The 21,770-nt window shown below is 73.4% G+C and carries 20 protein-coding genes and 1 pseudogene; 5 read left to right on the top strand and 16 right to left on the bottom strand.

The features are described 5' to 3' along the window. Positions 1-51: 51 nt before the first annotated feature. The 8 genes from GE300_RS17465 to htpX all read right to left on the bottom strand — a co-directional run bounded on the left by GE300_RS17465 (position 52) and on the right by htpX (position 9,831). Entirely contained in the window at positions 52-1,365 is a 1,314-nt protein-coding gene (locus GE300_RS17465) for a M16 family metallopeptidase (protein ID WP_154448433.1), read from the bottom strand. Further along, the gene (locus tag GE300_RS17460; protein ID WP_233417142.1) at positions 1,365-2,732 is read right to left on the bottom strand and encodes a M16 family metallopeptidase; all 1,368 of its coding nucleotides are present in this window, start codon (positions 2,730-2,732) and stop codon (positions 1,365-1,367) included. The genes GE300_RS17465 and GE300_RS17460 overlap by 1 nt, the downstream gene beginning before the upstream one ends. Before the next feature lie 65 nt (positions 2,733-2,797). After that, positions 2,798-3,322, bottom strand: a complete 525-nt coding sequence (locus tag GE300_RS17455; protein ID WP_233417141.1) for a DUF3035 domain-containing protein — start codon at positions 3,320-3,322, stop codon at positions 2,798-2,800. A gap of 116 nt (positions 3,323-3,438) precedes the next feature. Beyond that, positions 3,439-3,924 (bottom strand): signal peptidase II, encoded by a 486-nt coding sequence (lspA, locus tag GE300_RS17450; protein ID WP_154448429.1) that lies wholly within the window; start codon positions 3,922-3,924, stop codon positions 3,439-3,441. Positions 3,925-3,928: 4 nt separating this feature from the next. Beyond that, positions 3,929-5,542, bottom strand: a complete 1,614-nt coding sequence (purH, locus tag GE300_RS17445) for a bifunctional phosphoribosylaminoimidazolecarboxamide formyltransferase/IMP cyclohydrolase (protein ID WP_154448427.1) — start codon at positions 5,540-5,542, stop codon at positions 3,929-3,931. 215 nt (positions 5,543-5,757) lie between these two features. Beyond that, positions 5,758-7,500 carry a heparinase II/III family protein gene (locus GE300_RS23615; RefSeq protein WP_154448425.1) on the bottom strand — a complete coding sequence of 581 codons (1,743 nt, stop codon included), beginning with the start codon at positions 7,498-7,500 and terminating at the stop codon, positions 5,758-5,760. A gap of 64 nt (positions 7,501-7,564) precedes the next feature. Next, on the bottom strand, positions 7,565-8,917 hold the full coding sequence (locus tag GE300_RS17435; protein WP_325063297.1) for an RsmB/NOP family class I SAM-dependent RNA methyltransferase: 1,353 nt from the start codon (positions 8,915-8,917) through the stop codon (positions 7,565-7,567). After that, entirely contained in the window at positions 8,914-9,831 is a 918-nt protein-coding gene (gene htpX, locus GE300_RS17430; protein WP_233417140.1) for a zinc metalloprotease HtpX, read from the bottom strand. The genes GE300_RS17435 and htpX overlap by 4 nt, the downstream gene beginning before the upstream one ends. 144 nt (positions 9,832-9,975) lie before the next feature. On the opposite strand from htpX, the gene GE300_RS23215 reads away from it, so the two are divergent. The 3 genes from GE300_RS23215 to GE300_RS17415 are packed head-to-tail and all read left to right on the top strand — an operon-like array spanning position 9,976 to position 11,357. Beyond that, positions 9,976-10,131, top strand: coding sequence for a DUF1674 domain-containing protein (locus tag GE300_RS23215; RefSeq protein ID WP_325063301.1), 156 nt, complete (start codon positions 9,976-9,978; stop codon positions 10,129-10,131). Positions 10,132-10,167: 36 nt separating this feature from the next. Then, positions 10,168-10,872, top strand: coding sequence for a TetR/AcrR family transcriptional regulator (locus tag GE300_RS17420; protein WP_154448417.1), 705 nt, complete (start codon positions 10,168-10,170; stop codon positions 10,870-10,872). 47 nt (positions 10,873-10,919) lie between these two features. Next, positions 10,920-11,357, top strand: a complete 438-nt coding sequence (locus GE300_RS17415; protein ID WP_154448415.1) for a PAS domain-containing protein — start codon at positions 10,920-10,922, stop codon at positions 11,355-11,357. A gap of 108 nt (positions 11,358-11,465) precedes the next feature. Here the strand turns inward: GE300_RS17415 and GE300_RS23210 are convergent, their stop codons facing one another. From GE300_RS23210 to GE300_RS17400, 4 genes and pseudogenes are all read right to left on the bottom strand, one after another. Beyond that, positions 11,466-11,756 (bottom strand): RNA-dependent RNA polymerase family protein, encoded by a 291-nt coding sequence (locus GE300_RS23210; protein ID WP_233417139.1) that lies wholly within the window; start codon positions 11,754-11,756, stop codon positions 11,466-11,468. A gap of 202 nt (positions 11,757-11,958) precedes the next feature. Then, a pseudogene (locus GE300_RS23925) lies at positions 11,959-12,462 on the bottom strand (reverse transcriptase domain-containing protein); the annotation flags it as partial. 525 nt (positions 12,463-12,987) lie between these two features. Next, entirely contained in the window at positions 12,988-15,804 is a 2,817-nt protein-coding gene (gene polA, locus GE300_RS17405; RefSeq protein ID WP_154448410.1) for a DNA polymerase I, read from the bottom strand. Then, positions 15,801-16,040 (bottom strand): zinc-finger domain-containing protein, encoded by a 240-nt coding sequence (locus tag GE300_RS17400; RefSeq protein WP_154448408.1) that lies wholly within the window; start codon positions 16,038-16,040, stop codon positions 15,801-15,803. The genes polA and GE300_RS17400 overlap by 4 nt, the downstream gene beginning before the upstream one ends. 117 nt (positions 16,041-16,157) lie before the next feature. Between GE300_RS17400 and GE300_RS17395 the strand changes: the two genes are divergently transcribed. After that, a complete protein-coding gene (locus GE300_RS17395) occupies positions 16,158-17,102 on the top strand; it encodes an ABC transporter ATP-binding protein (RefSeq protein WP_154448406.1) in 945 nt (314 codons plus the stop codon). Between the two features lie 131 nt (positions 17,103-17,233). Continuing rightward, a complete protein-coding gene (locus GE300_RS17390; RefSeq protein ID WP_233417137.1) occupies positions 17,234-18,085 on the top strand; it encodes a zinc metalloprotease in 852 nt (283 codons plus the stop codon). Positions 18,086-18,318: 233 nt separating this feature from the next. Here GE300_RS17390 and GE300_RS17385 read toward each other — a convergent pair whose 3' ends face one another. From GE300_RS17385 to GE300_RS17370, 4 genes are all read right to left on the bottom strand, one after another. Further along, positions 18,319-18,696 carry an HIT domain-containing protein gene (locus GE300_RS17385; protein WP_154448403.1) on the bottom strand — a complete coding sequence of 126 codons (378 nt, stop codon included), beginning with the start codon at positions 18,694-18,696 and terminating at the stop codon, positions 18,319-18,321. Between the two features lie 80 nt (positions 18,697-18,776). Then, positions 18,777-19,769 carry an adenosine kinase gene (locus GE300_RS17380; protein ID WP_325063296.1) on the bottom strand — a complete coding sequence of 331 codons (993 nt, stop codon included), beginning with the start codon at positions 19,767-19,769 and terminating at the stop codon, positions 18,777-18,779. Then, positions 19,766-20,410 (bottom strand): endonuclease III, encoded by a 645-nt coding sequence (gene nth, locus GE300_RS17375; protein ID WP_154448401.1) that lies wholly within the window; start codon positions 20,408-20,410, stop codon positions 19,766-19,768. The genes GE300_RS17380 and nth overlap by 4 nt, the downstream gene beginning before the upstream one ends. Positions 20,411-20,448: 38 nt before the next feature. Continuing rightward, positions 20,449-21,657: a type III PLP-dependent enzyme gene (locus GE300_RS17370; RefSeq protein WP_154448399.1), complete on the bottom strand. Its 1,209-nt coding sequence runs from the start codon at positions 21,655-21,657 to the stop codon at positions 20,449-20,451. Positions 21,658-21,770 lie beyond the last annotated feature (113 nt).

Raw genomic sequence — 21,770 nt, 5'->3', positions numbered from 1 at the left:
GGTAGCATGGAGCCCGGTGATTTGCCAAGGATCGCGTGCGCCGTCCGCGCGCTATTGCGTGGCCTCCAGCCCGGCGGGGCGGCCGACCACGACCACTTTCAGCGCCTCGGGCTTCAGCAGCCGCCGGGCGACGGCGTTGACCTCGTCCAGGGTCAGCGCCTCGACCAGCGCGTTGCGCTCGTCCGGGTAGGTGATCGGCAGGTCGGCGCGCTGCAGGCCGACCAGCCCGCCGGCGATCCGCGCGTTGCCGTTGAAACGCAGCGCGTAGCTGCCGGTCAGGTAGCGCTTGGCGGCGTCCAGCTCGTCCTGGGTGATGCCCTGTTCGGCGACGCGGGCCCATTCGGCGCGGATCAGCGCCAGCGCCTCGGCCATCTTGGCGTTGGCGGTGGACAGCGCGCCGCCGTACATCGCGCCGAAATCGCCGCTGCCCAGCCAGGTGCTGACGCCGTAGGTCAGGCCGCGGGTCTCGCGCAGTTCCTCGTTCAGGCGCGAGTTGAAACCGCCGCCGCCGAGCACCTGGTTCAGTACATAGGCGGCCAGGAAGTCCGGATGCCGGCGCATGATCCCGGCGTGGCCGAAGCGCGCCACCGACTGCGGCGCGTCGAAGTCGATCACCTGCAGGCCGCCGGTGTCGGGGATCTCGGCCACCGGCGGCAGCGCCGGGCCGGTCGCGGGCAGCGCGCCGAACAGCCGGTCCAGCATCGGGCCCAGCGCCTCGGGGGTGATGTCGCCGACCACGCCGACGGTCAGCCGGTCGCGGGCGAAGGACCGGCGGTGCGCGGCGCGCAGGTCGTCGGGGGTCAGCGCGGCGACGGACTCGACGGTGCCGTCGGCGGGCCGGGCGTAGGGATGATCGGGGTACAGCGCCTGCGAGAACGCGCGCCCGGCCAGCCAGTTCGGGTCGGTCCGGTCGGACTGCAGCCCGGACAGCGCCTGCGCGCGGACCCGCTCGACGGCGTCCTCGTCGAAGCGCGGCTCGCCTACCGCCAGCGCCAGCAGCGGGACGCTTTCGGCGCGGAACTCGGTCAGCATCTGCGCCGAGACGGTGACCCCGTCGCGGCCGCCGGAGAAGCCGTAGCGCAGCGCCAGCTCCTCGGCGCGGGCGGCGAAGCCCTGGGCGTCGTAGGTGCCGGCGCCCTCTTCGAGCAGCGCCATCATCAGGTTGGCGGCGCCGAGCTTGTCGTCGGGGTCGAGCACCGCGCCGCCCTGGAAATGCGCCTCGATCGCCAGCATCGGGATCGACGGCTCCTGCACCAGCCAGGCGGTGATGCCGCCGGGCGAGGTGACCTCGACGATGTCGGTGGCGGCGCGCAGCGGCTGCGCCAGCAGCGCCAGCAGCGCCAGCAGCAATGGAAGCAGACGCATCACAACCCCTCGTCCACGCCGGTCAGGTAGCCGGTGACCGAGACCGAGCGGTCGAACACAAGGCGCGCGGCGGCGGTCACGTCCTGCGGCGTCACCGCGTCCAGCGCCGCCGGCCAGGACTGCACGTCGGCGACCGTCAGCCCCGCGGTCAGCGCCCGTCCGTACAGCCGGGCGCGGCTTTCCTGCCGGTCCAGCGCGTAGATCTGCGCCGCCCGCACCTGGGTCTTGACCCGCTCCAGGTGCGCCGGGTCGGGGCCGCGCTCGATGAACTCGGCCAGGGCCTGGTCCAGCCGCGCCTCGGCCTGTTCCAGCGTGACGCCGTCGGCGGGCGCGACGTAGATCCCGAATTGCCGCGGGTCCAGGCTGACGTCGTCGTAGAACGCGCCGGTGCCGAGCGCGACCTTCTGCTCGAACTGCAGGCTGGTGGCCAGGTGCCCGGTCACGCCGCCGCCCAGCAGCTCGGCCAGCATCGCCAGCGCCGCGGCCTCGGCCTGGTCGCCGGCGCGGCGCGGCGGCGCCGGGTAGGTGCGCACCAGGTAGGGCTGGCTGACCCGCGGGTCGCGGAGGATCACACGCCGCTCGGACAGCGGCTCGGGCTCGCGCGGGCGCACCCGCGGCGGGGTGCCGGCGGGCGGGATCGGGCCGTAGTACGTCTCGGCCAGGCGGCGGACCTCGTCCGGGGTGGTGTCGCCGGCGACGATCAGGATGGCGTTGTCGGGCGCGTAGTGCCGCCGGTAGAAGGCGATGGCGTCGGCGGCGTCCAGCTCGGCGATCTCGTGGCGCCAGCCGATGATCGGCGTGCCGTAGGGGTGGTGCAGGAACTCGACCGCGCGGCGCTGCTCGCCGAACGCCTCGCCGGGGTCGTTGCCGACCCGGTTGCCGCGTTCCTCAAGCACCACGTCGCGTTCGGGGGCGACCACCGCCTCGGTCAGCTGCAGGTCCTGCATGCGGTCCGCCTCGAGTTGCATCACCAGCTCCAGCCGGTCGGCGGCGACGCGCTGGAAGTAGCCGGTGAAGTCCCAGCTGGTGAAGGCGTTGTCCTGGCCGCCGTTGGCCTCGACGATGCGCGAGAACTCGCCCGGCTCCAGCTCGTCGGTGCCCTTGAACATCAGGTGCTCGAGGAAATGCGCCAGACCCGACTTGCCGCGCGGATCGTCGGCGGCGCCGACCCGGTACCAGACCATGTGCGTCAGCACCGGGGCGCGGTGATCCTCGATCACCAGCACCTGCAGGCCGTTGTCGAGGGTGAAGTCGGTGACGCCGCTGGCGCTGTCGGCGCGGGCCGCGGGCGGCGACAGCGCCAGCAGTGCGGCCAGCAGCATGGCCAGCATCATCGCCGGGATCGGCAGGGCGGAACGGCGGCGCATCGGGGATCCCTCCTTTCGCCGGGCAGCTAGCGGGATGGCATGGCGCGGCAAGGGCGACGCGGCGGTCAGTTGCGCGGCGGCGCGGCGGGAACCTGCACGCCCAGCGCCCGCAGCCGGCGCTGCTCGAGGTCCGGGTTCAGCGCCTGCCCGTCGTAGATCGAGGTCTCGGTCGCGGTGCCGAACAGCCGGTACAGCAGCCGCGGCTGGTTGTTGCGGCGGTATTCCAGATCCTCGGCGGCGACCACCTGCCGGATGTTCGCCGACGCGCCGGTCGCGGCGGCGGCCAGCAGCGCGTTGTCCGAGGCGACCACGGCGCCGCGCTGCGGCGTGCCGGACAGCGCCGCGACCGCGTCGGCGTTCGGCGTCAGGTCGGTGCGGCTGACCGTGCCCGGCAGCGGCGGCGGCAGCGCCGTCAGGTCCTCGGGCAGCTGCAGCGGCTTCTGCGGCAGCACGGCGAATTCCTCGGGCGCGATGCGACTGCCGGCGGTCAGCCGCTCGACCGCCGAGCGCTCATCCGAATCGCCGCCGCCGCAGCCGGCCAGAATGGCCGCCGCGCCCGCCGCAAGGATGATCCGAAGTGCCTGTGCCATGCCGTTCCTCATGCCGTCAGTAGCCCGTGATAGCGCAGGATTCGCGCGCCGTCACGCCCTGTCGGACGCCTGTGCGCCGCCCATGTGCAGCCTGTGCGCCGCGCGCCCGCCGCCCGTCAGCCATCGTCTGCGCGCGGCGTCGGCAGCAGCAGCAGCGCCAGCGCGCCGGCGAAGATCGCGGTGTCGGCGACGTTGAACGCGTAGGGGTTGTCGATGCCGCAGCAGCTCATGTTCAGGAAGTCCGCCACCGCGCCGTAGCCGATCCGGTCCCAGGCGTTGCCCAGCGCGCCGCCGACGATCGCGCCGACCGCCACCGCCGCGCGCCGGCCGGCCGCGCCGCGCAGCACCCAGACCGACAGCCCGGCGCTGATCGCCACCGCCAGCGCCACCAGGAACCAGCGCGCCGCGTCCGAGCCCGAGCCGAACAGGCCGAAATTGATGCCCCGGTTCCAGGCCATCTGGAATACCAGATAGGGCGGGGCGACCTCGATGCGCAGCACCTCGGCCAGGTTCAGCCCCTCGACCACCGCCCATTTCGTCGCCCTGTCCAGCGCCAGCACGGCGCCGGCGGTGACGGCCAGCCAATATCCCTGAGCGCGCATCGGTTCAGTGCCGGAAATGGCGCATGCCGGTGAACACCATCGCCAGCCCGGCGGCGTTGGCGGCGTCGATCACCTCGGGATCGCGGACCGAGCCGCCCGGCTGAATCACCGCCGTCGCGCCGGCGTCGATTGCTGCCTGCAGCCCGTCGGCGAACGGGAAGAACGCGTCCGAGGCCAGCGCCGCGCCCTCGGTCGGGCGCGCGCTCAGGCCCAGCTCCTCGGCCATGTCGGCGGCCTTGCGCGCGGCGATCCGGGCGCTGTCGACGCGGCTCATCTGGCCGGCGCCGATGCCCACGGTCCTGCCGTCGCGGGCATAGACGATGGCGTTCGACTTGACGTGCTTGGCAACCCGCCAGGCGAACAGCATGTCGGCCAGTTCCGAGGCGGTGGGCGCGCGCTCGGTCACCACCTTCAGCCCGTCGCGGCCGACCCGGCCGCTGTCGCGGTCCTGCACCAGGAAGCCGCCGGCGACCTGGCGCCAGGCCAGCCCCGGCGCCACCGGGTCGGGCAGCGCGCCGGCGGCGAGCAGGCGCAGGTTCTTCTTGGCCTCGAACACCCGCGCCGCCTCGGCGCTGACCGCGGGGGCGATCACCACCTCGGTGAAGATCTGGGTGATCGCCTCGGCGGTCTCGGCGTCCAGCTCCTGGTTCAGCGCGACGATGCCGCCGAAGGCCGAGGTGCGGTCGCAGTCGAACGCGGCCTCGTAGGCCTCGGCCAGCGAGCCGCCGCGGGCCACGCCGCAGGGGTTGGCGTGCTTGATGATGGCGACCGCCGGGCCGGCCTCGGGCTCGAACTCGGACACCAGCTCGTAGGCGGCGTCGGTGTCGTTGATGTTGTTGTAGCTCAGCGCCTTGCCCTGGATCTGCCGGGCGGTGGCGACGCCGGGGCGCGGATCGCCCGACAGGAAGAAGCCGGCCTGCTGGTGCGGGTTCTCGCCGTAGCGCAGCGCGCCGGCGCTGCGGCCGGCCGCGACCCGGCGCAGCGGCTGCGCGTCGCCGGCGTGCGCGGTCATCCAGGCCGACACCGCGGCGTCGTAGGCGCCGGTGCGGGCGTAGGCGCGGGCCGCCATCCGGGTGCGGAACGCCCGGCCGGTGGCGCCGTCCCCGGCGTCCAGCTCGGCGATCAGCGCGGCGTAGTCCTCGGGCTCGGTGATCACCGCGACATGGGCATGGTTCTTGGCCGCCGCGCGCAGCATCGCCGGGCCGCCGATGTCGATGTTCTCGATCACCTCGGCGGCGGCGGCGCCCTTCGCCACGGTCTCCTCGAACGGGTAGAGGTTGACCACCAGGATGTCGATCGGCGCGATGCCGTGCCGTTCCATCGCCGCGACGTGCCCGGCGTCGTCGCGCAGCGCCAGCAGGCCGCCGTGCACCATCGGGTGCAGCGTCTTGACGCGGCCGTCCATCATTTCCGGAAAACCGGTCAGGTCGGCCACGTCCGAGACCGTCAGCCCGGCCTCGCGCAGCGCCGTCGCGGTGCCGCCGGTCGAGACCAGTTCCACCCCGCGCGCGGCCAGCGCCCGGCCGAGCGCCACCAGCCCGGTCTTGTCGGATACCGAGAGCAGGGCGCGGGCGGGCGTCACCCGGTCGGGGGTCACGCGGTCGGGGCTGGCGGTCATCGGGCGTCTCCGGGCTGTGGACCGGCGCGGGCCGGGGCTTGGGGCCCTATGTGCCGCCCCGCCCGGTGGTCGTCAATGGGGCGGCGGCCGGAACGGAGGCGTGGGCCGGAATGGGGGCGAGGGCCAGAGGGCGGCGGCCGGAACGGAGGCGTGGGCCGGAAAGGGGGCGGGGCCGGAATGGGGGTGCGGCCGGAATGGGGCCGCGGCCGAGCGCGCTAGCGCGGCCGGCCGGGAGCCGGGCGCGGCGCGGCGACCTGGCGCACCAGGCTCCAGCTGATCTCGGCGGCGGCGCTGGTGGCGCGGCCGCGCACCACGATCTGCCGCGCGGCGCGCGGCTCGGGCAGGTCGGCGTCCAGGTAGGCGCCGGTCTCGACGTCCATCAGCCCGCCCTGGTGGCGGAACAGCCAGACCTCGCCGTTGGGCAGGTGCAGCCGCACGCTGTCGGTCGAGCGCATCAGCTCGGCCTCGACGTCGGGGTGCAGGTGGAAATGCACCGACAGGCCGACGCCCAGCTGGGCGGCGCCCTTGATCCGCGCCAGGAACCGGCGCCGCGCCTTCTGGTCCGGCGACAGCAGCACGTCCTCGCCGTGTACCTGCTCGCCCAGCGCGCCGACGAACAGTCGGCGCTCGTGCAGCAGGCCGTAATCCTCGAGATAGCCGTCGTGGCGCGCCTGGATCCACATCCCGGTGATGTCCTGCGCCTGCGCCAGCGACACCATCGACGGCCGCGCCTGCAGCGCGTCCAACTCGGGCCGGCCGGCGGCGCGCGGCGGCGCGAATCGCGACGACGAGGTCTTGTCCAGCGCCAGCGTGTTGTGCGCGGCGGTGGTGCGCGGCGCGCGCGCCCAGTCCGCCAGGTGCGGCAGCGCCGGGCCGACGTTGACCACGATCCGCTGCCGCCCCGAGGACATCTCGAAGCCCAGCGTGCTGGCGTGCGCGCGCGGCTCGTGCCCCGGCGGGCGGGCGCAGTCCACCGTCACCTGGGTGCGCCCGCCATGCAGGCGCACGAATCCCATCGCCGGGCGGGCGCGCGGCCGGGCGCGGCTGCCGGCATCGGCCAGGGCGCGGTCCAGCGCGCCCTCTGGGCCGGGGCCGCCGCCGTGAAACCGCGGCAGCGTGCCGTCGCCCAGCCGCAGCGCGCGCAGGCTGGGGGCGATGCGCGCGATCGCCGCCTCGAGCTCGGGCAGCGGCGGCTGCGCCGCGGCGGCGAACAGCGCCCGCAGGTGCAGCAGCTCGCGGAACAGCCGCAGCAGCGCGCTGGGCCGGCGGCAGGCAATGCCGCCCTTGTCCGACACCACGTCCTGCGCGAAGCGGCGCAGCGCGTCGCGCGCCGCCGGCAGCGCATCGTCGAGACCGGTCAGGCAGACCGCGCCGAACGCCAGCCCCGACAGCGCCTTCAGCCGCGCCAGATCGTCGCTTTCCTCGGCCCAGGTGCCGGCCAGGAAGGCGGCGTGCTGCGGCAGCGTGGTCTGCAGCCGCGCCAGCGGCTCGGCGTCGAGGCCCTTTTCCAGGAACGGCAGGTGCACCAGCAGCCGGCGCAGCCGCTGCCCGGCGCAGGCCGGCGCCCAGCCCGGGCCGGTGCCGTCGCCGAAGCGGTCGATCCAACCCAGCGCCCAGGCCTGGGCGCGGGCCCGCGCCGCCTTGCCGCTGAGCCCGGCCATGTCGTCGAGCCAGCCGAAGCCGTGCAGCCGCCGGGTCAGCGGCTCCGAGGGCAGCTCCAGCTCCCACGGGGTCAGCCCGCGCAGCGGCCGCCGGATCCCGCCCAGCACCAGGGTGCCGTCCAGCGCCGCGCGGGCGGCGGCGAAGTCGCCGAAGTCGCGCGGCTCGGGGGCGTGCGCGAGGCCCAGGAACACCCGGCCCTCGGTCAGCTCGCGCATCCGCTGGCGGGTGCGCGCCTCGGCGCGGCGGGCCTGCAGCCGGTGCAGGCCGGCGGTCAGCGAGGAAAGCGGTCCGGACACGCGGGCGGGGCCCCTTTGTTGCAGTCGCGGCCGCAGCTTACGCGGCGGGCGGGGCGCTGTCACCTCAGCCCTCCGTCTTTGCCAGCACGGTGGCGAAGAAACCGTCGAGATGGCCGCGCCCGGGCCAGAAATCCGGCCGCAGCCGCAGGTGGCCCTCGGGCGTCCACCAGCCGTCTTCGGTGCCGTCCGGGCGCTGCACGGCGACGCTCAGCCCGGGGTGGCGCTGCAACGCGGCGTCGGCCTGCGCCTCGCCCTCGCGCGGCAGCAGCGAGCAGGTGCAGTACAGCAGTCGCCCGCCCGGTTTCAGCCAGCCCAGCGCGCGGTCGATCAGCGCCGCCTGCAGCGCGAACAGCGGGCCGAGATCCGGCGCCGGGCGCGCGTAGGGCAGGTCCGGGTGCCGGCGCAGCGTGCCGGTGGCCGAGCAGGGCGCGTCCAGCACCACCGCGTCCACCGGCGCCTCGGGCGCCCAGTGCAGCGCGTCGGCCACCACCACCTCGGCCTGCAACGCGGTGCGGGCGAGGTTCTCGCGCAGCCGCTGCAGCCGGGCGTCGGACAGGTCCACCGCCGTCACCCGCGCGCCGGCGGCGGCCAGCTGCATGGTCTTGCCGCCCGGCGCGGCGCACAGGTCCAGCACCCGCAGCCCGGCGACATCGCCCAGCAGCCGCACCGGCAGCGCGGCGGCGGCGTCCTGCACCCACCAGCGGCCCTGCGCGTACCCCGGCAGGGCACTGACCTGCCCCGGCTCGGCCAGCCGCAGGCTGCCGGTGGGCAGCGCCTCGGCGCCCAGCTCGGCCGCAAGCGCCGCGTCCTCGGCCGGCGCGCGCGGCGTCAGGTCCAGCGGCGCCGGCGCTTCGTGGGCGCGGGCGATCGCGGCGGCGGCGTCGGCGCCCCAGGCGCGGGCGACGGGCTTGTGCAGCCAGCCGGGCAGCGCCGGCTCCGGCCGCGCCGCCCAGGCCGCCGGGCCGTCGCGCGACAGCCGCCGGGCGACGGCGTTGGTCAGCCCGGCCAGGTGGCCGTGCCGGCCCGAGGCGCGCACCTGCCGCACCGCGCCGTCCACGGCGGCGTAGCCGGCGACGCCGTCGACCAGCATCTCCCACGCGGCGATGCGCAGCGCGTCGCGCACCGCGGCGGGCGGGGCCTTGCGCAGCATCGGCGCCAGCACCGCGTCGAGCGCCGGCAGCCGGCGCAGCACGCCGGCGGCGATGGCGGTGGCGCGGGCGCGCTCGGCGGGCGGCAGCGGGTCCAGCGGGCCGCCGGCGGCGGTCAGCTCGGCCAGCGTGCGGCGCTGCTCGGTGACGCCGGCCAGCAGCCGCGCCGCGGCGCGGCGCGCGGCCAGGCCGGGGGCGCCGGAGCCCGCGCCGGAGCCCGCGCCGGAGCCCGTGCCAGCGCCCGCGGAAGAGCGTGCCGCGGCGCTCACCGGCGGCGGACCACGGGAACCGGGCTGCGCCGGTCGGTGCTGCGCCGCGGCGGCGGGCCGGGGCGGCGGTAGGTCCCGTCCGAGGCCATCGCCTCGAGCGCGGCGATGCGCCGCTCGACCGGCGGGTGGGTCGAGAACATCCGGTCCAGCCGCATGCCGATCAGCGGGTTGACCACGAACATGTGCGCCGAGTTCGGGTGCGTCTCGGCCGAGGGCATCTGCACCCATTTCGCCTGCTCCGAGATCTTCGCCAGTGCCGAGGCCAGCGCCAGCGGATTGCGGCTGATCTCGGCGCCGCCGGCGTCGGCGGCGTATTCGCGGGTGCGGCTGACGGTCATCTGGATCAGCGCCGCCGCCAGCGGCGCCAGGAACACCGCGATCAGCACCCCGATCACGCCGAACTGGCCGCGGTCGCGGTTGCCGCCCATGAAGAAGCCGATGTTGGCCAGCATCGAGACCGCGCCGGCGACGGTCGCGGCGATGGTCATGATCAGCGTGTCGCGGTTGCGGACGTGCGCCAGCTCGTGCGCGATCACGCCCTCGACCTCGGGGGCCGACAGGTTGTGCAGCAGACCGGCGGTCACCGCCACCGCGGCGTTGTCGGGGTTGCGGCCGGTGGCGAAGGCGTTCGCCTGCCGCGCGTCGATCAGGTAGACCTTGGGCATCGGCAGCTGCGCCTGCTGCGCCAGCCGCGCGACCGTATCCCACAGCGCCGGGTGGGACATGCGGGTGACCGGCTGCGCGCGGTGCATGCGCAGCGCCAGCCGGTCCGAGTTCCAGTACGCGAAGGCGTTGGTCGCCACGGCGAAGGCCAGCGCCAGCACCATGCCCGACGTGCCGCCGATCAGATAGCCGGTGCCCATGAACAGCGCCGTCAGCGCCGCCAGCAGCAGACCGGTCCGCATGATGTTCATCGCGTGCCTCCTTGGCTTGCCCCGGGGGGCCTTGCGCCTCATATAGGCAAAGCACAGCCGAAGGAGAAGCGATTGCCCGAGCCGCAGGACACCGAACCGCAGGCCGGCCGCCAGAGCGGTCCGCAGGACACCCGCCGCGCCCGGCTGCGCGCCGCCGCCGCCCGCGCCCTGGCCGAGGCCGAGGCGCGCCGCGCCGCCGCCGCCGCCCCGGCGATGCCGCCCGAGCTGGGCGGCCGCGACGGCCCCGAGCCGGTGCGCTACGGCGACTACGAGCTGAACGGGCTGGCGGTCGATTTCTGAGCGCCGCGGTTTGACCGGCAGGTGAACGCTGCTTACATGACAGCCATGAGCGACCTTGCCGAGACCCGCCCTTCGACCATGCCCCAACCGCTGAAGCGCGGCGATCTGCGCGACGCGCTGGTCGGTTATGCGCGCGCCGAGACCGACGCCGGGCGCATCGCCTGCATGAGCCTGCGCGCCGCGGCGCGCGATCTGGGCGTGTCCTCGGGCGCGGTCTACCGGCATTTCGACGACAAGGACGCGCTGCTGAAGGCGGTCGCCCACCAGGGCTTCCAGGAGATGCGGGCCGAGTTCATCGCCATCCGCCCCGAGGGCTGCGCCGCCAGCAGCGCCGCGCTGGCGGCGGCGCGCGCCTTCAGCATGGGCCGCGCCTTCGTCCGCTTCGCGCACGGCAACCCGGCACTGTGGCGGATGATGTTCGGCCGCATCGGCCTGCTGTGCCAGGCCGACCACCGCGCCGAGGTCGGCGACATGCGCTACACCATCCTCGACTGCACCCAGGAGAACATCCGCGACCTGTACCGGCTGGGCGCGATCCCCGAGCCGCCCACCGTCGAGGATACCCGGTTCATGTGGGCGGCGATCCACGGCGCGGCCGATCTGACCCAGTGCCGGCTGCAGGCCGGCGACTGCTGCCTGCACGAGATCGCCGACCAGACCACCGACCGCTCGCTGCGGGCGCTGGGCTGCGACCGGGCGGTGATCGGCGATGGCCGGGCGCTGGCGGATACCGTATCTTAACCCTCGCCGTGCCAGACCGGGGGCGATCAGCAAAACCCCGGGATGCCATGCCGCCGATACGCCTTACCCTGCAGCCGCCCAACCGCGCCGAATACCGCGGGCTGATGGCGGCACTCGACGCGGCGCAGTGCCTGATCTGGTTCGCCCCCTCGGGCCGGATCGAGGCGGCGAACGCCAACGCGCAGGGTCTGCTGGACATGCCGCTGGAGGATCTGCGCACGCTGTCGCTGACCGATCTGGCCAACGACGGCGACAAGCCCGGCCAGGCCGCCTATTTCCGCCGGCACTGGGCGCGCGTCGTCGCCGGCCAGCTGCGCTGCGAGGAGCGGGCGCTGATCGACCGCCACGGCGACGAGATCTGGTGCTCGCTGACCTACGCGCCGCTGCGCGACGACGACGGCGAGGTCCGGCTGGTCTGTGCCCTGATCATCAACATGTCGCGCTGGTCCTGGCGCCCGCCCGAGGCGGTGGGCCGGGTGTACTGACGCGCCGCGCGGCCCGCCTGCGGCGGGCGCGGGCCTGCGGCGGGGATGTGCTGCGGAAACCGCAAGGCGGGGGCCGGTCGGCGGCGGGTGCGCACCCGTGCGCCGGGGTCAGGTCCGCGCCAGCGCCCGCGCCAGCGGCCGCCGCGGTTTCGCGCCGCGCGCCGGGTTGAGCGTCTCGACCCAGGCGATCTCGCCGTCCAGCGCGGCGACCGCGGCCGGATCGGGCGGCTGTGCGCCGCAGGCGTGGATCGCAGCCTTGAGCCGGTCGAACTGCGGGCGGCTCACGTTCAGGTGCCGGTTCACCACCACACCGGTCACCACCTGCCGCGCGCTTTGCGACATGATCCGGGTCCTGGCCGGGTGCGGCACGAAGCCCTCGTCGCGGATGATCTCGGGCACCAGGCGCCGCAGCGGCGCGGCGATGTCGCGGTCGCCCGAGAACGCCAGGTCGTCGGCATAGCGGCCGTACTGCGCGCCCAGCCGCCGCGCCAGCGCCGACAGCCGCCGGTCCAGCCCGAATGCCGCCAGGTTGGCCAGCGCCGGCGCCGGGCGCGCCCTGCGGCAGATGCGCGCGGCGGTACAGCGGGCGGTCCGCGGCCGGCAGCCGCGCCGTCACCCGCGCCGGGGTCGCGGTGGTGCACAGGCCGGTCAGATGCCGCGCTGCCGCCTCGGGGTAGCGCAGGCAGCGGAACAGGCCGAACACCCGGCCGGCGCCGATCGAGGGGAAGAAATCCTTCAGATCGAAACACAGCACCATCTGTTCGCCCGCGTGCCGCCGCGCGCCGTCGCGGCAGCTGCGGCCGCGCACGAAGCCGAAGGCGTCGCCATGCGGTGGCACCTTGTCCAGGATCCGGCGCAGCACCTGCCGCTGCAGCGCTTTCAGCGTGGGCTTCGGCGCCTCGACCAGCCGCAGCCCGCCGCCGGTCTTGCGGTGCAGCACACAGCTGTAGTGGTTGACCGCGAAATCGCCGTGCCGTTCGTGCCGCGACGCCCGGTCCGACAGGTAGTCCAGCCGGCCCGGCGGTAGCAACAGCCAGTCGGCCAGCGCGTCCGGCGTCGCCAGCTGCGGCAGGTCGAGGCCCGCGAACGCGGCGATCGGCGCCATCTGCGGCGCGGCGGGGCCGGGCCAGGCGTCGGGCCAGACCTCGTGCCGACGGCACCAGCGGAACAGTCGCTCGAAGTTCCACGAGCGTTGCAGCGCGATGGCAGCGGCGCGGGCGGTCGAGGCAGGCGGGCGGGGCGCAGGCGCCGGGGGCGGCGGCGCACCAGCTCTGCGGCCAACGGCGGCCCAGCCGGCGCACCGGGCCGGGCAGGCGGCGGGCCAGCGCGGCGCCAAGCTCGGGCGCGGACCAGCCGCCGGCGCACAGATCGGGCGCCAGGTGACGCGCCAGCGCGGCCCTATCCATTGCGGCGTGCGGGGTGCAACGGGCGGTCCCTGCTTGTCCGGGTCCTGCCGTGGCCTTCCGGGCGCAGCCCGGCGCCGCCATGGCCCTGTATGCGATGCTCACCATCGCAGGCGGGGATGCCCCGCCCGATCCTGCGCGTCGCCGTGCAGCGCCCTCCGGGGGACCGCGGTCGCGCCGGGATCATGCCGCGGGCGGGACAGGCTGGCGACCGCCGGGCGCCGCGGCTAGTGCGCGGCGGCCCAGTTCGGCCCGCTGCCGGCGTCCACGGTCAGCGGCACCGACAGCTTCACCGCCGGGTCGGCGGCGCCCTCCATCACCTCGCGGACGCGGGCGGTCACCGCGTCGACGGCGTCCTCGGCGACCTCGAACAGCAGCTCGTCGTGAACCTGCAGCAGCATCTTCGCCGGCAGCCCGTCGATCGCGCCCGGCACCCGGATCATCGCCCGGCGGATCACGTCGGCCGCGGTGCCCTGGATCGGCGCGTTGATCGCCGCGCGCTGGGCGAAGCCGGCCTTCGGGCCGCGCGCGCCGATCTCCGGCGTGTGGATGCGGCGGCCGAACAGGGTCTGGACATAACCGGTTTCCTTGGCGAAGGCGACGGTGTCGGCCATGTACTCGCGGATGCCGGGGAAGCGTTCGAAATAGCGGTCGATGAAGTCCCTGGCCTGATCGCGCGGGATGCGCAGATTGTTCGCCAGGCCGAACGCCGAGATGCCGTAGATCACGCCGAAGTTGATCGCCTTGGCCTGCCGGCGCACCATCGGGTCCATGCCCTCGATCGGCACGCCGAACATCTCGGACGCGGTCATCGCGTGGATGTCGAGCCCGTCCTGGAACGCCTGCCGCAGGCTGTCGATGCCGGCGATGTGCGCCAGGATGCGCAGCTCGATCTGGCTGTAGTCGAGGCTGAGCAGCACGTTGCCCGGCTCGGCCACGAACGCCTCGCGGATGCGGCGGCCCTCTTCGGTGCGCACCGGGATGTTCTGCAGGTTCGGGTCGGTCGAGGCCAGCCGCCCGGTGTTCGCCCCGGCGATGGAATAGCTGGTGTGCACGCGGCCGGTATCCGGGTGGATATGCTCCTGCAGCGCGTCGGTATAGGTCGATTTCAGCTTCGACAGCTGCCGCCAGTCCAGCACCCGCGCGGGCAGATCGTGGCCCAGTGCGGCCAGCGTCTCCAGCACGTCGGCGCCGGTGGCGTAGGCGCCGGTCTTGCCCTTCTTGCCGCCGTCCAGGCTCATCTCGTCGAACAGGATCTCGCCCAGCTGCTTGGGGCTGCCGACGTTGAACCTGCGGCCGGCAAGCTCGTGGATCTCGGCCTCGAGCCCTGCCATCTTCTGTGCGAAGGCGTTGGACATGCGGCTGAGATGGTCGCGGTTCACCTTGATCCCGTGCCGCTCCATCTGCGCCAGCACCGGCACCAGCGGCCGCTCCATCGTCTCGTAGACGGTGGTGACGCGGCTGGCGGGCAGTTTCGGCGCGAACAGCCGCCACAGCCGCAGGGTGATGTCGGCGTCCTCGGCGGCGTAGCAGATCGCATCGTCGATCGGCACCCGGTCGAAGGTGATCTGCGACTTGCGGGTGCCCAGCAGCGACTTGATCGGCACCGGCGTGTGGCCGAGGTATTTTTCCGACAGGTAGTCCATGCCGTGCCCGTGCAGCCCGCCGTGCGCGGCATAGGACATCAGCATGGTGTCGGCGATCGGCGCGACCGTCACCCCGAGCCGGGCGAAGATCTTCATGTCGTATTTCATGTTCTGGCCGATCTTCAGGATCGCGTCGTCCTCGAGCACCGGGCGCAGCAGGTCCAGCGCCCGCTCGAGCGGGATCTGTCCGTCGGCGCGCTCCAGATTGCCCAGCAGATCGCCCGAGCCGTTGACATGCGCCAGCGGCACATAGGCGGCGTGGCCGGGATCGACGCACAGGCAGATGCCGACCAGATCGGCGCGCATCTCGTCGAGGCCGGTGGTCTCGGTGTCGACGGCGACGTAGCCGCGGGCGCGGATGCGGTCGATCCAGGGCAGCAGCGCGGCCTCGTCGCGGACGCACTCGTAATTCTCGAAGGGCAGCGACAGCGCGGGGTCGGGGGCCTCGGTGCCGGGTTCGGCGGCGGCGGGCTCGGGCAGCGCGGGGGCCTCGGCGCCCAGCTTCTCGGCCACGCGTCTGGTCAGCGTGCGGAACTCCATCAGCGTCAGGAACGCCAGCAGATCGTCCGCCACCGGCTCGCGCACCTCCAGCGCCTCCAGCGGCTCCAGCCCGGGGGTGTTCTGGTCCAGCAGCACCAGCCGGCGGGACAGGCGGATCTGCTCGGCGTTGTCGATCAGCGTCTGCCGGCGCTTGGGTTGACTGATCTCGCCAGCGCGCTCGAGCAGCGAGTCGAGATCGCCGTATTCGTTGATCAGCAGCGCCGCGGTCTTGATGCCGATGCCGGGCGCGCCGGGGATGTTGTCGACCGAATCGCCGGCCAGCGCCTGCACGTCGACCACGCGGTCGGGGCCGACGCCGAACTTGGCCTCGACCTCCTCGACGCCGATGCGGCAGTTCTTCATCGCGTCGAACATCTCGACGCCGCCGCCGACCAGCTGCATCAGGTCCTTGTCCGAGCTGACGATGGTCACCCGGCCGCCGGCCTCGCGCGCCATGCGGGCATAGGTGGCGATGATGTCGTCGGCCTCGAAGCCCTCCTTCTCGATGCAGGCGATGTTGAACGCGCGGGTGGCGTCGCGGGTCAGCGGGATCTGCGGGCGCAGGTCCTCGGGCATCTCGTCGCGGTTCGCCTTGTACCGGTCGAACATCTCGTTGCGGAAGGTGTGGCTGCCCTTGTCGAAGATCACCGCCACATGCGTCGGCGCGTCCGGCCCGGCGTTGTCCTCGACCATCTTGAAGATCATGTTGCAGAACCCCGCGACCGCGCCGATCGGCAGGCCGTCGGACTTGCGCGACAGCGGCGGCAGCGCGTGGAAGGCGCGGAATATGAACGCCGAGCCGTCGATCAGGTGCAGGTGGCAGCCGGTGCCGAACCGCGCGGGGGCGTCCGCGCTCATTTCAGCGCTTCGGTGTCGGCCGGGCCGCCCTTCAGGATGAAGCGCTTGTCGCAGTAGCCGCATTCGACGAAGCCTAGCACCGGGTCGATCGCGAGCCAGACCCGCGGGTGGCCCAGCCCCGGCCCGCCGTCGCAGGCGACGCGGGTGGCGGTCACGGTCTCGACCTCGAGCGGATCGAACTTGACGCCCTCGGAAGGCGCGTCCTGGGAGGGGTTCTCGACGGGAAGGGTCTTCATGGCTGGGTCCTGATCGCAGCTGGGGCCTGGCGCAGGGGGTGCGCTCGCTTCGGCGGCATGATAACGGACGGTCTGGCAGCGGCAAGGCCCGCCGGACCGATCCCCCGCGAGGACCCAATGCAACAGACCGCGATCGAACTCAATGGCCTGCGCAAGACCTACGGCGGCAGCGGGAAATCCGCGCCGAAGGAGGCGCTGAAGGGCATCGACCTGGCGATTCCCGCCGGCTCGATCTTCGGGCTGCTGGGGCCGAACGGCGCCGGCAAGTCGACGACCATCAACATCATGGCCGGTCTGGTCACCAAGACTTCGGGGCAGGTGCGGATCTGGGGCTTTGACCAGGACGTGAACCCGCGGCAGAGCCGCGCCAGCATCGGCGTGGTCCCGCAGGAACTGAACATGGACCCGTTCTTCACCCCGCGCGCGGCGCTGGAGGTGCAGGCCGGGCTGTACGGCGTGCCCAGGTCCGAGCGGCGCACCGACGAGATCCTCGCCCGGGTCGGCCTGCTGGACAAGGCCGAGGCCTATGCCCGAACCCTGTCGGGCGGCATGCGGCGGCGGCTGCTGATCGCCAAGGCGCTGGTGCACCGCCCGCCGGTGCTGGTGCTGGACGAGCCGACCGCGGGGGTCGACATCGCCCTGCGGCAGATGCTGTGGACCTATGTGCGCGAGCTGAACGCCGCCGGCACCACGATCATCCTGACCACCCACTACCTGGAAGAGGCGCAGCAGATGTGCGACCGCATCGCCATCATCGACGCGGGCCAGGTGGTGGCCTGCGACGCGACGGTGAACCTGCTGGCGCGGCTGGACGCGAAGTCGCTGGTGATCACCCCCGAGCACGAGCTGGGCGCGATGCCCGCGGTGCCCGCCGGCGTCGAGGCGCTGCGCCGCGGCGACGGCGCGCTGGTGCTGACCTACCGCCGCTCGACGACCGGCGCCGAGGCGCTGCTGGACGCGGTGCGCGCGGCCGGCATCCGCATCCGCGACGTCGCCACCGAGGAGCCGGACCTGGAGGACGTGTTCGTGTCGCTGACCGGCGGCGACGGCAAGGCCGCCTGAGCGGCGGCGGCCCCGTCCGCGCTGCCGCCGGGCGGCGATCTGCGCCGAAGCGTGACGATCGGCAACGACAGCGCCCCGCGCCGGCGGTACAGTGGGTGATTGACGATGAATTCGGCTATCGGGGGGTAGACATGGATAAGTCCGTCAACAAGTCCGACCAGAAGAATGGCGCGAACCGGCCGAAGGCGCCGGATCCGCTGCGATTCCGCTACAAGAAGGACCTGCAGGCGCACGAGGAGCCGCTGCTGCACATCTATCACAACGGCGCGGTGTGCGAGACCGAGACCCGCGGCTATGCCGAGCCGGGCAACCGCTCGCCGCTGGAACTGGCGGTCGACGCCACCGACGGGTTCATCCCGCTGTGGGGGCCGGGGGCGACGCTGCGCTGGCGGTTCCGGCCGACCTCGCTGGCGCTGTTCCGCGACCCGGCGGCGGCGGCGGCGGTGCTGCGCACCTGGTTCGCCGAGGGGCTGCTGCTGTGGGGCGACGCGGTGCCGGTGCGCTTTCAGGAGGTGCAGGATCCGTGGGACTTCGAGCTTGCGGTCAGTCCGCAGGCGAACTGCAGTCCCTCGGGCTGCTCGCTGGCGCGGGCGTTCTTTCCCGACGCCGGACAGCATGACATCGTGCTCTATCCGACGCTGTTCCAGCAGACCCGCGCCGAGGTGATCGAGACGCTGGCGCACGAGCTGGGGCATGTGTTCGGCCTGCGGCACTTCTTCGCCCAGATCACCGAGGCGCGCTGGCGCAGCGAGATCTTCGGCGACCACACGCCGTTCTCGATCATGAACTACGGCCCCGACAGCCGCATGACCGACACCGACCGCGCCGATCTGCGGACGCTCTACCATCTGGTGTGGTCGGGCCAGCTGACCGAGATCAACGGCACGCCGGTGCGGCAGATGCGGCCCTACAGCGAGACCGGGCGCTGCGATCCGGTGCCGGCGCTGGTGGCGGCGGCGCGACCGCTGCCGACCACGGGCTGAGAGGCGCCGACGGACCGGGAAAGTGCAGCAGGCGTGACGGGGGACGTGCCGGGGGACGTGACGGGGGACGTGACGGGGGACGTGCCGGGCGGTGGGCCCGGCGCCCGCGCGGCCGGAACATGCCCGAACACGCGCGGCGCGGCGGATTTCGCTTTTTCCTCGAAGATCCTCCTGTCCCGGTCCGGCGAACCGTGCGCCGGACCGCGAACGAGACTCGCAAGGCGCGCGCCGCGTCAGCCGGCGGCGGGCTCCAGCATCCGGCCCAGCGGGCGGCCGCCCAGCAGGTGCACGTGCATGTGCGGCACCTCCTGCACGCCGTGCGCGCCGGCGTTCGAGATCATCCGGAAGCCGGCGGCCTCGCCCGAGACGCCGGTCTGCGCGCAGACCCGCGCCAGCACCCGGTTGAAGTCCAGGATCTCGGCGTCCGAGGCCTCGGCGGCGAACTGGTCGTAGGCGACATAGGCGCCCTTGGGGATCACCAGCAGGTGCACCGGCGCCTGCGGGCGGATGTCCTCGAACACCAGCGTGTGCTCGGTCTCCAGCACGGTCTTGCTGGGGATCTCTCCGCGCAGGATCCGGGCGAAGATGTTCTGGTCGTCGTAGTCGTACATGGCTGCGCTCCTTCTCAGGTCGGGCTCAGGTCGGGCTCAGGTCGGGCTCAGGTCGGGCTCAGGTCGGGCTCAGATCGTGCTCAGATCAGGCCGTGCCCGGCGAACAGTGCCTTCAGGTCGGCCTCGGGGCGGGCGCCCATGTGGCCGATCACCTCGGCGGCGGCGGCGACGCCCATCCGGCCGCACCGCTCCAGCGGCGCGCCGGTGACGTAGCCGTAGAGGAACCCGGCGGCGAACTGGTCGCCGGCGCCGGTGGCGTCCACCGGCACCACCTTGCGCACCGGCACCGCGACCCGCTCGTCGCCGCGGATCAGGACGACCGGATCGCCCGAGCGGGTGCAGACCACCATCTCGCAGTCGGCGCGGGCGTGGGCCAGCGCGTTCTCCAGGTCGGCGGTCTGGTACAGCGACATCCATTCTTGCTGGTTGCCGATGACGTAGTCCATCTCGTCGCGCACCAGCGCGCGGAAGTCGTCGCGGTGCCGGTCGACGCAGAACGGATCGCTCAGCGCGATGCCGGCCCTGCCGCCGGCGGCGTGGCAGGCCCGCGTCGCGGCCTGGAACGCGCGCTTGCCCTGCGGCTTGTCGTAGAGATAGCCCTCGAGGAACAGCACCCGCGCGGCCGCGACGTCGCCCTGCGGCACGTCGGCCTCGCCGACCTCGGCGCTGATCCCGAGATAGGTGTTCATCGACCGCTCGCCGTCCGGGGTCACGAAGATCATCGAGCGCGAGGTCGGCAGCGGATCGCCCGCCACAGGGGGGTTCAGGAACCGGGTGCCGTCCGCCTCCATCTCGGCGGCGTAGAACCGGCCCAGCGCGTCGTCGCGCACGCGGCCGACGAAACCGGTGTCCAGGCCCAGGTTGCCCAGCCCCGCAAGGGTGTTGGCGACCGAGCCGCCGGCGATCTGCGCGCGCGCCTCCATCGCCGCGTACAACGTCTCGGCGCGGGTCTTCTCGACCAGCTGCATGATCCCCTTCTCGATCCCCATGTGATCGAGGAAGCTGTCGTCGGCATGGGCGAGGACGTCGACGATGGCGTTGCCGATGCCGACCACATGGTAGGACTTGGTCACAGGTTCTTCTCCTCGTAGCGGCAGTACTCGCGGATCAGGCAGGCGGCGCAGGCCGGCTTGCGCGCCTTGCAGACATAGCGCCCGTGCAGGATCAGCCAGTGGTGGGCGTGCTGCTGGTAGGGGGCGGGAACCTGGTCCTCGATCGCGCGCTCGACGGCGATGACGTCGCGGCCGGGGGCGATGCCGGTGCGGTTGGCGACGCGGAACACATGGGTGTCGACCGCCTGCGCGGGAATGCGGAACCACATGTTCAGCACCACGTTCGCGGTCTTGCGCCCGACCCCCGGCAGCGACTGCAGCGCCGCGCGCGACGCGGGCACCTCGCCGCCGAACGCGTCGATCAGCCGCTGGCTGAGCGCGATGACGTTCTTCGCCTTGTTGCGGAACAGGCCGATGGTCCGGATGTGCTCGGTGACGCCCTCGACCCCCAGCGCCAGCATCCTTTCCGGCGTGTCGGCGACGGCGAACAGCTTGCGGGTGGCAAGGTTCACGCCCTTGTCGGTGGCCTGCGCCGACAGCGCCACGGCGACCAGCAGGGTGAAGGCGCTGCTATGCTCCAGCTCGCCCTTCGGCTCGGGCTCGGCCGCGCGGAAGCGGGCGAAGATCTGCGCGATCTCGGGATAGGGAAGTTGCGCGGCCATGGCCAAAGCCTTTGGCACAGCCGCGCGGGCGCTTCAACTCAGATGCACACCACGTCCAGCGGCGGGAAGCCGTTGAAGCCGATGCTGGCGTAAGTCGTGGTGTAGGCGCCCGCGCACAGGATGCGGACGCGGTCGCCCGCGGCCAGCGCCTCGGGCAGCTGGATCGGGCGCTGCTCGTACAGCACGTCGGCGCTGTCGCAGCTCGGGCCGGCCAGCACGCAGGGGCCGGTGTCGCCGCCGTCGGCCTCGGTCTCGATCTGGTAGCGGATCGCCTCGTCCATGGTCTCGGCCAGGCCCGAGAACTTGCCGATGTCCAGGTACACCCAGCGGGCGATGTCGTCGGGCCGCTTGCGCGACACCAGCAGCACCTCGGCGGCGATCACGCCGGCGTCGGCGGCGATGCTGCGGCCGGGCTCGGCCATCAGGTAGGGCACCGGGCCGAACAGCGCGTCGACCAGCGCGCGCACGCCCGCGCCATAGGGCGTGGGGGCGTCGATCGCCTCGCCGTAGTAGGCCGGGAAGCCGCCGCCGACGTTCAGCACCTGCATGTCGAAGCCGTCCGCGACCAGCCCGTGCCACAGCTCGGCGGCCTGCTCCAGCACCGGCCGCCACATCGCCGCGCGGCGGGTCTGCGAGCCGACGTGGAAGCTGAGCCCGACCGGGCGCAGGCCCAGCGCGCGGGCATAGTGGAACAGCGCCGGGATCTGCGCGCCGGGGGCGCCGAACTTGCGGCTCAGCGGCCAGTCGGCCTCGCTGCTCTCGACCAGCAGGCGCAGGTAGACGCGCGCGCCGGGGGCGCCGGCGGCGATCTTTTCCAGCTCGGCCTCGGCGTCGGCGGCGAACAGCTGCACGCCCCGGGCGTGCGCCCAGGCGATGTCGGCGGCCCGCTTCACGGTGTTGCCGAACGAGACGTGCTCGGGGCGCGCGCCCTGCTGCAGGCACAGCGCGATCTCGGCGCGCGAGGCGGCGTCGAAGCGGCAGCCCTCCTCGACCAGCCGGGCGATCAGCGCCGGCTCGGGGTTGGCCTTGACGGCATAGTGGATGTGCGCGCGGCTTTGCGCGGTGGCAAGGCCGACTTCCAGGTCGAGGAAGTTCTGCACCGCACGCTCGATGTCCAGCACCAGCGTCGGGCGCTCGAAGACATGCGTGTCCAGGTACGCGGCGATGCGCGCCGGCGCCGACGAGCGGCGGAACGAGGGTGCAGCGGTGAGGGCGGCGTCGAAGGACGCGCGGTCTGCAGCGATCATGGCTTCCCCATAAAATCCCGGATTTTCAGGCCCGGACGGATCCCACAAGGACGCGGATGACACTGCGTGACCCTGTCGTCCGGGCAGCGAGCGCACTTTGCGTCTGAACGCCC

It is taken from the genome of Halovulum marinum (assembly GCF_009697225.1).
Classification (GTDB): Bacteria; Pseudomonadota; Alphaproteobacteria; order Rhodobacterales; family Rhodobacteraceae; genus Halovulum; species Halovulum marinum.
This window is presented reverse-complemented; position numbering and strand designations above follow the sequence as displayed.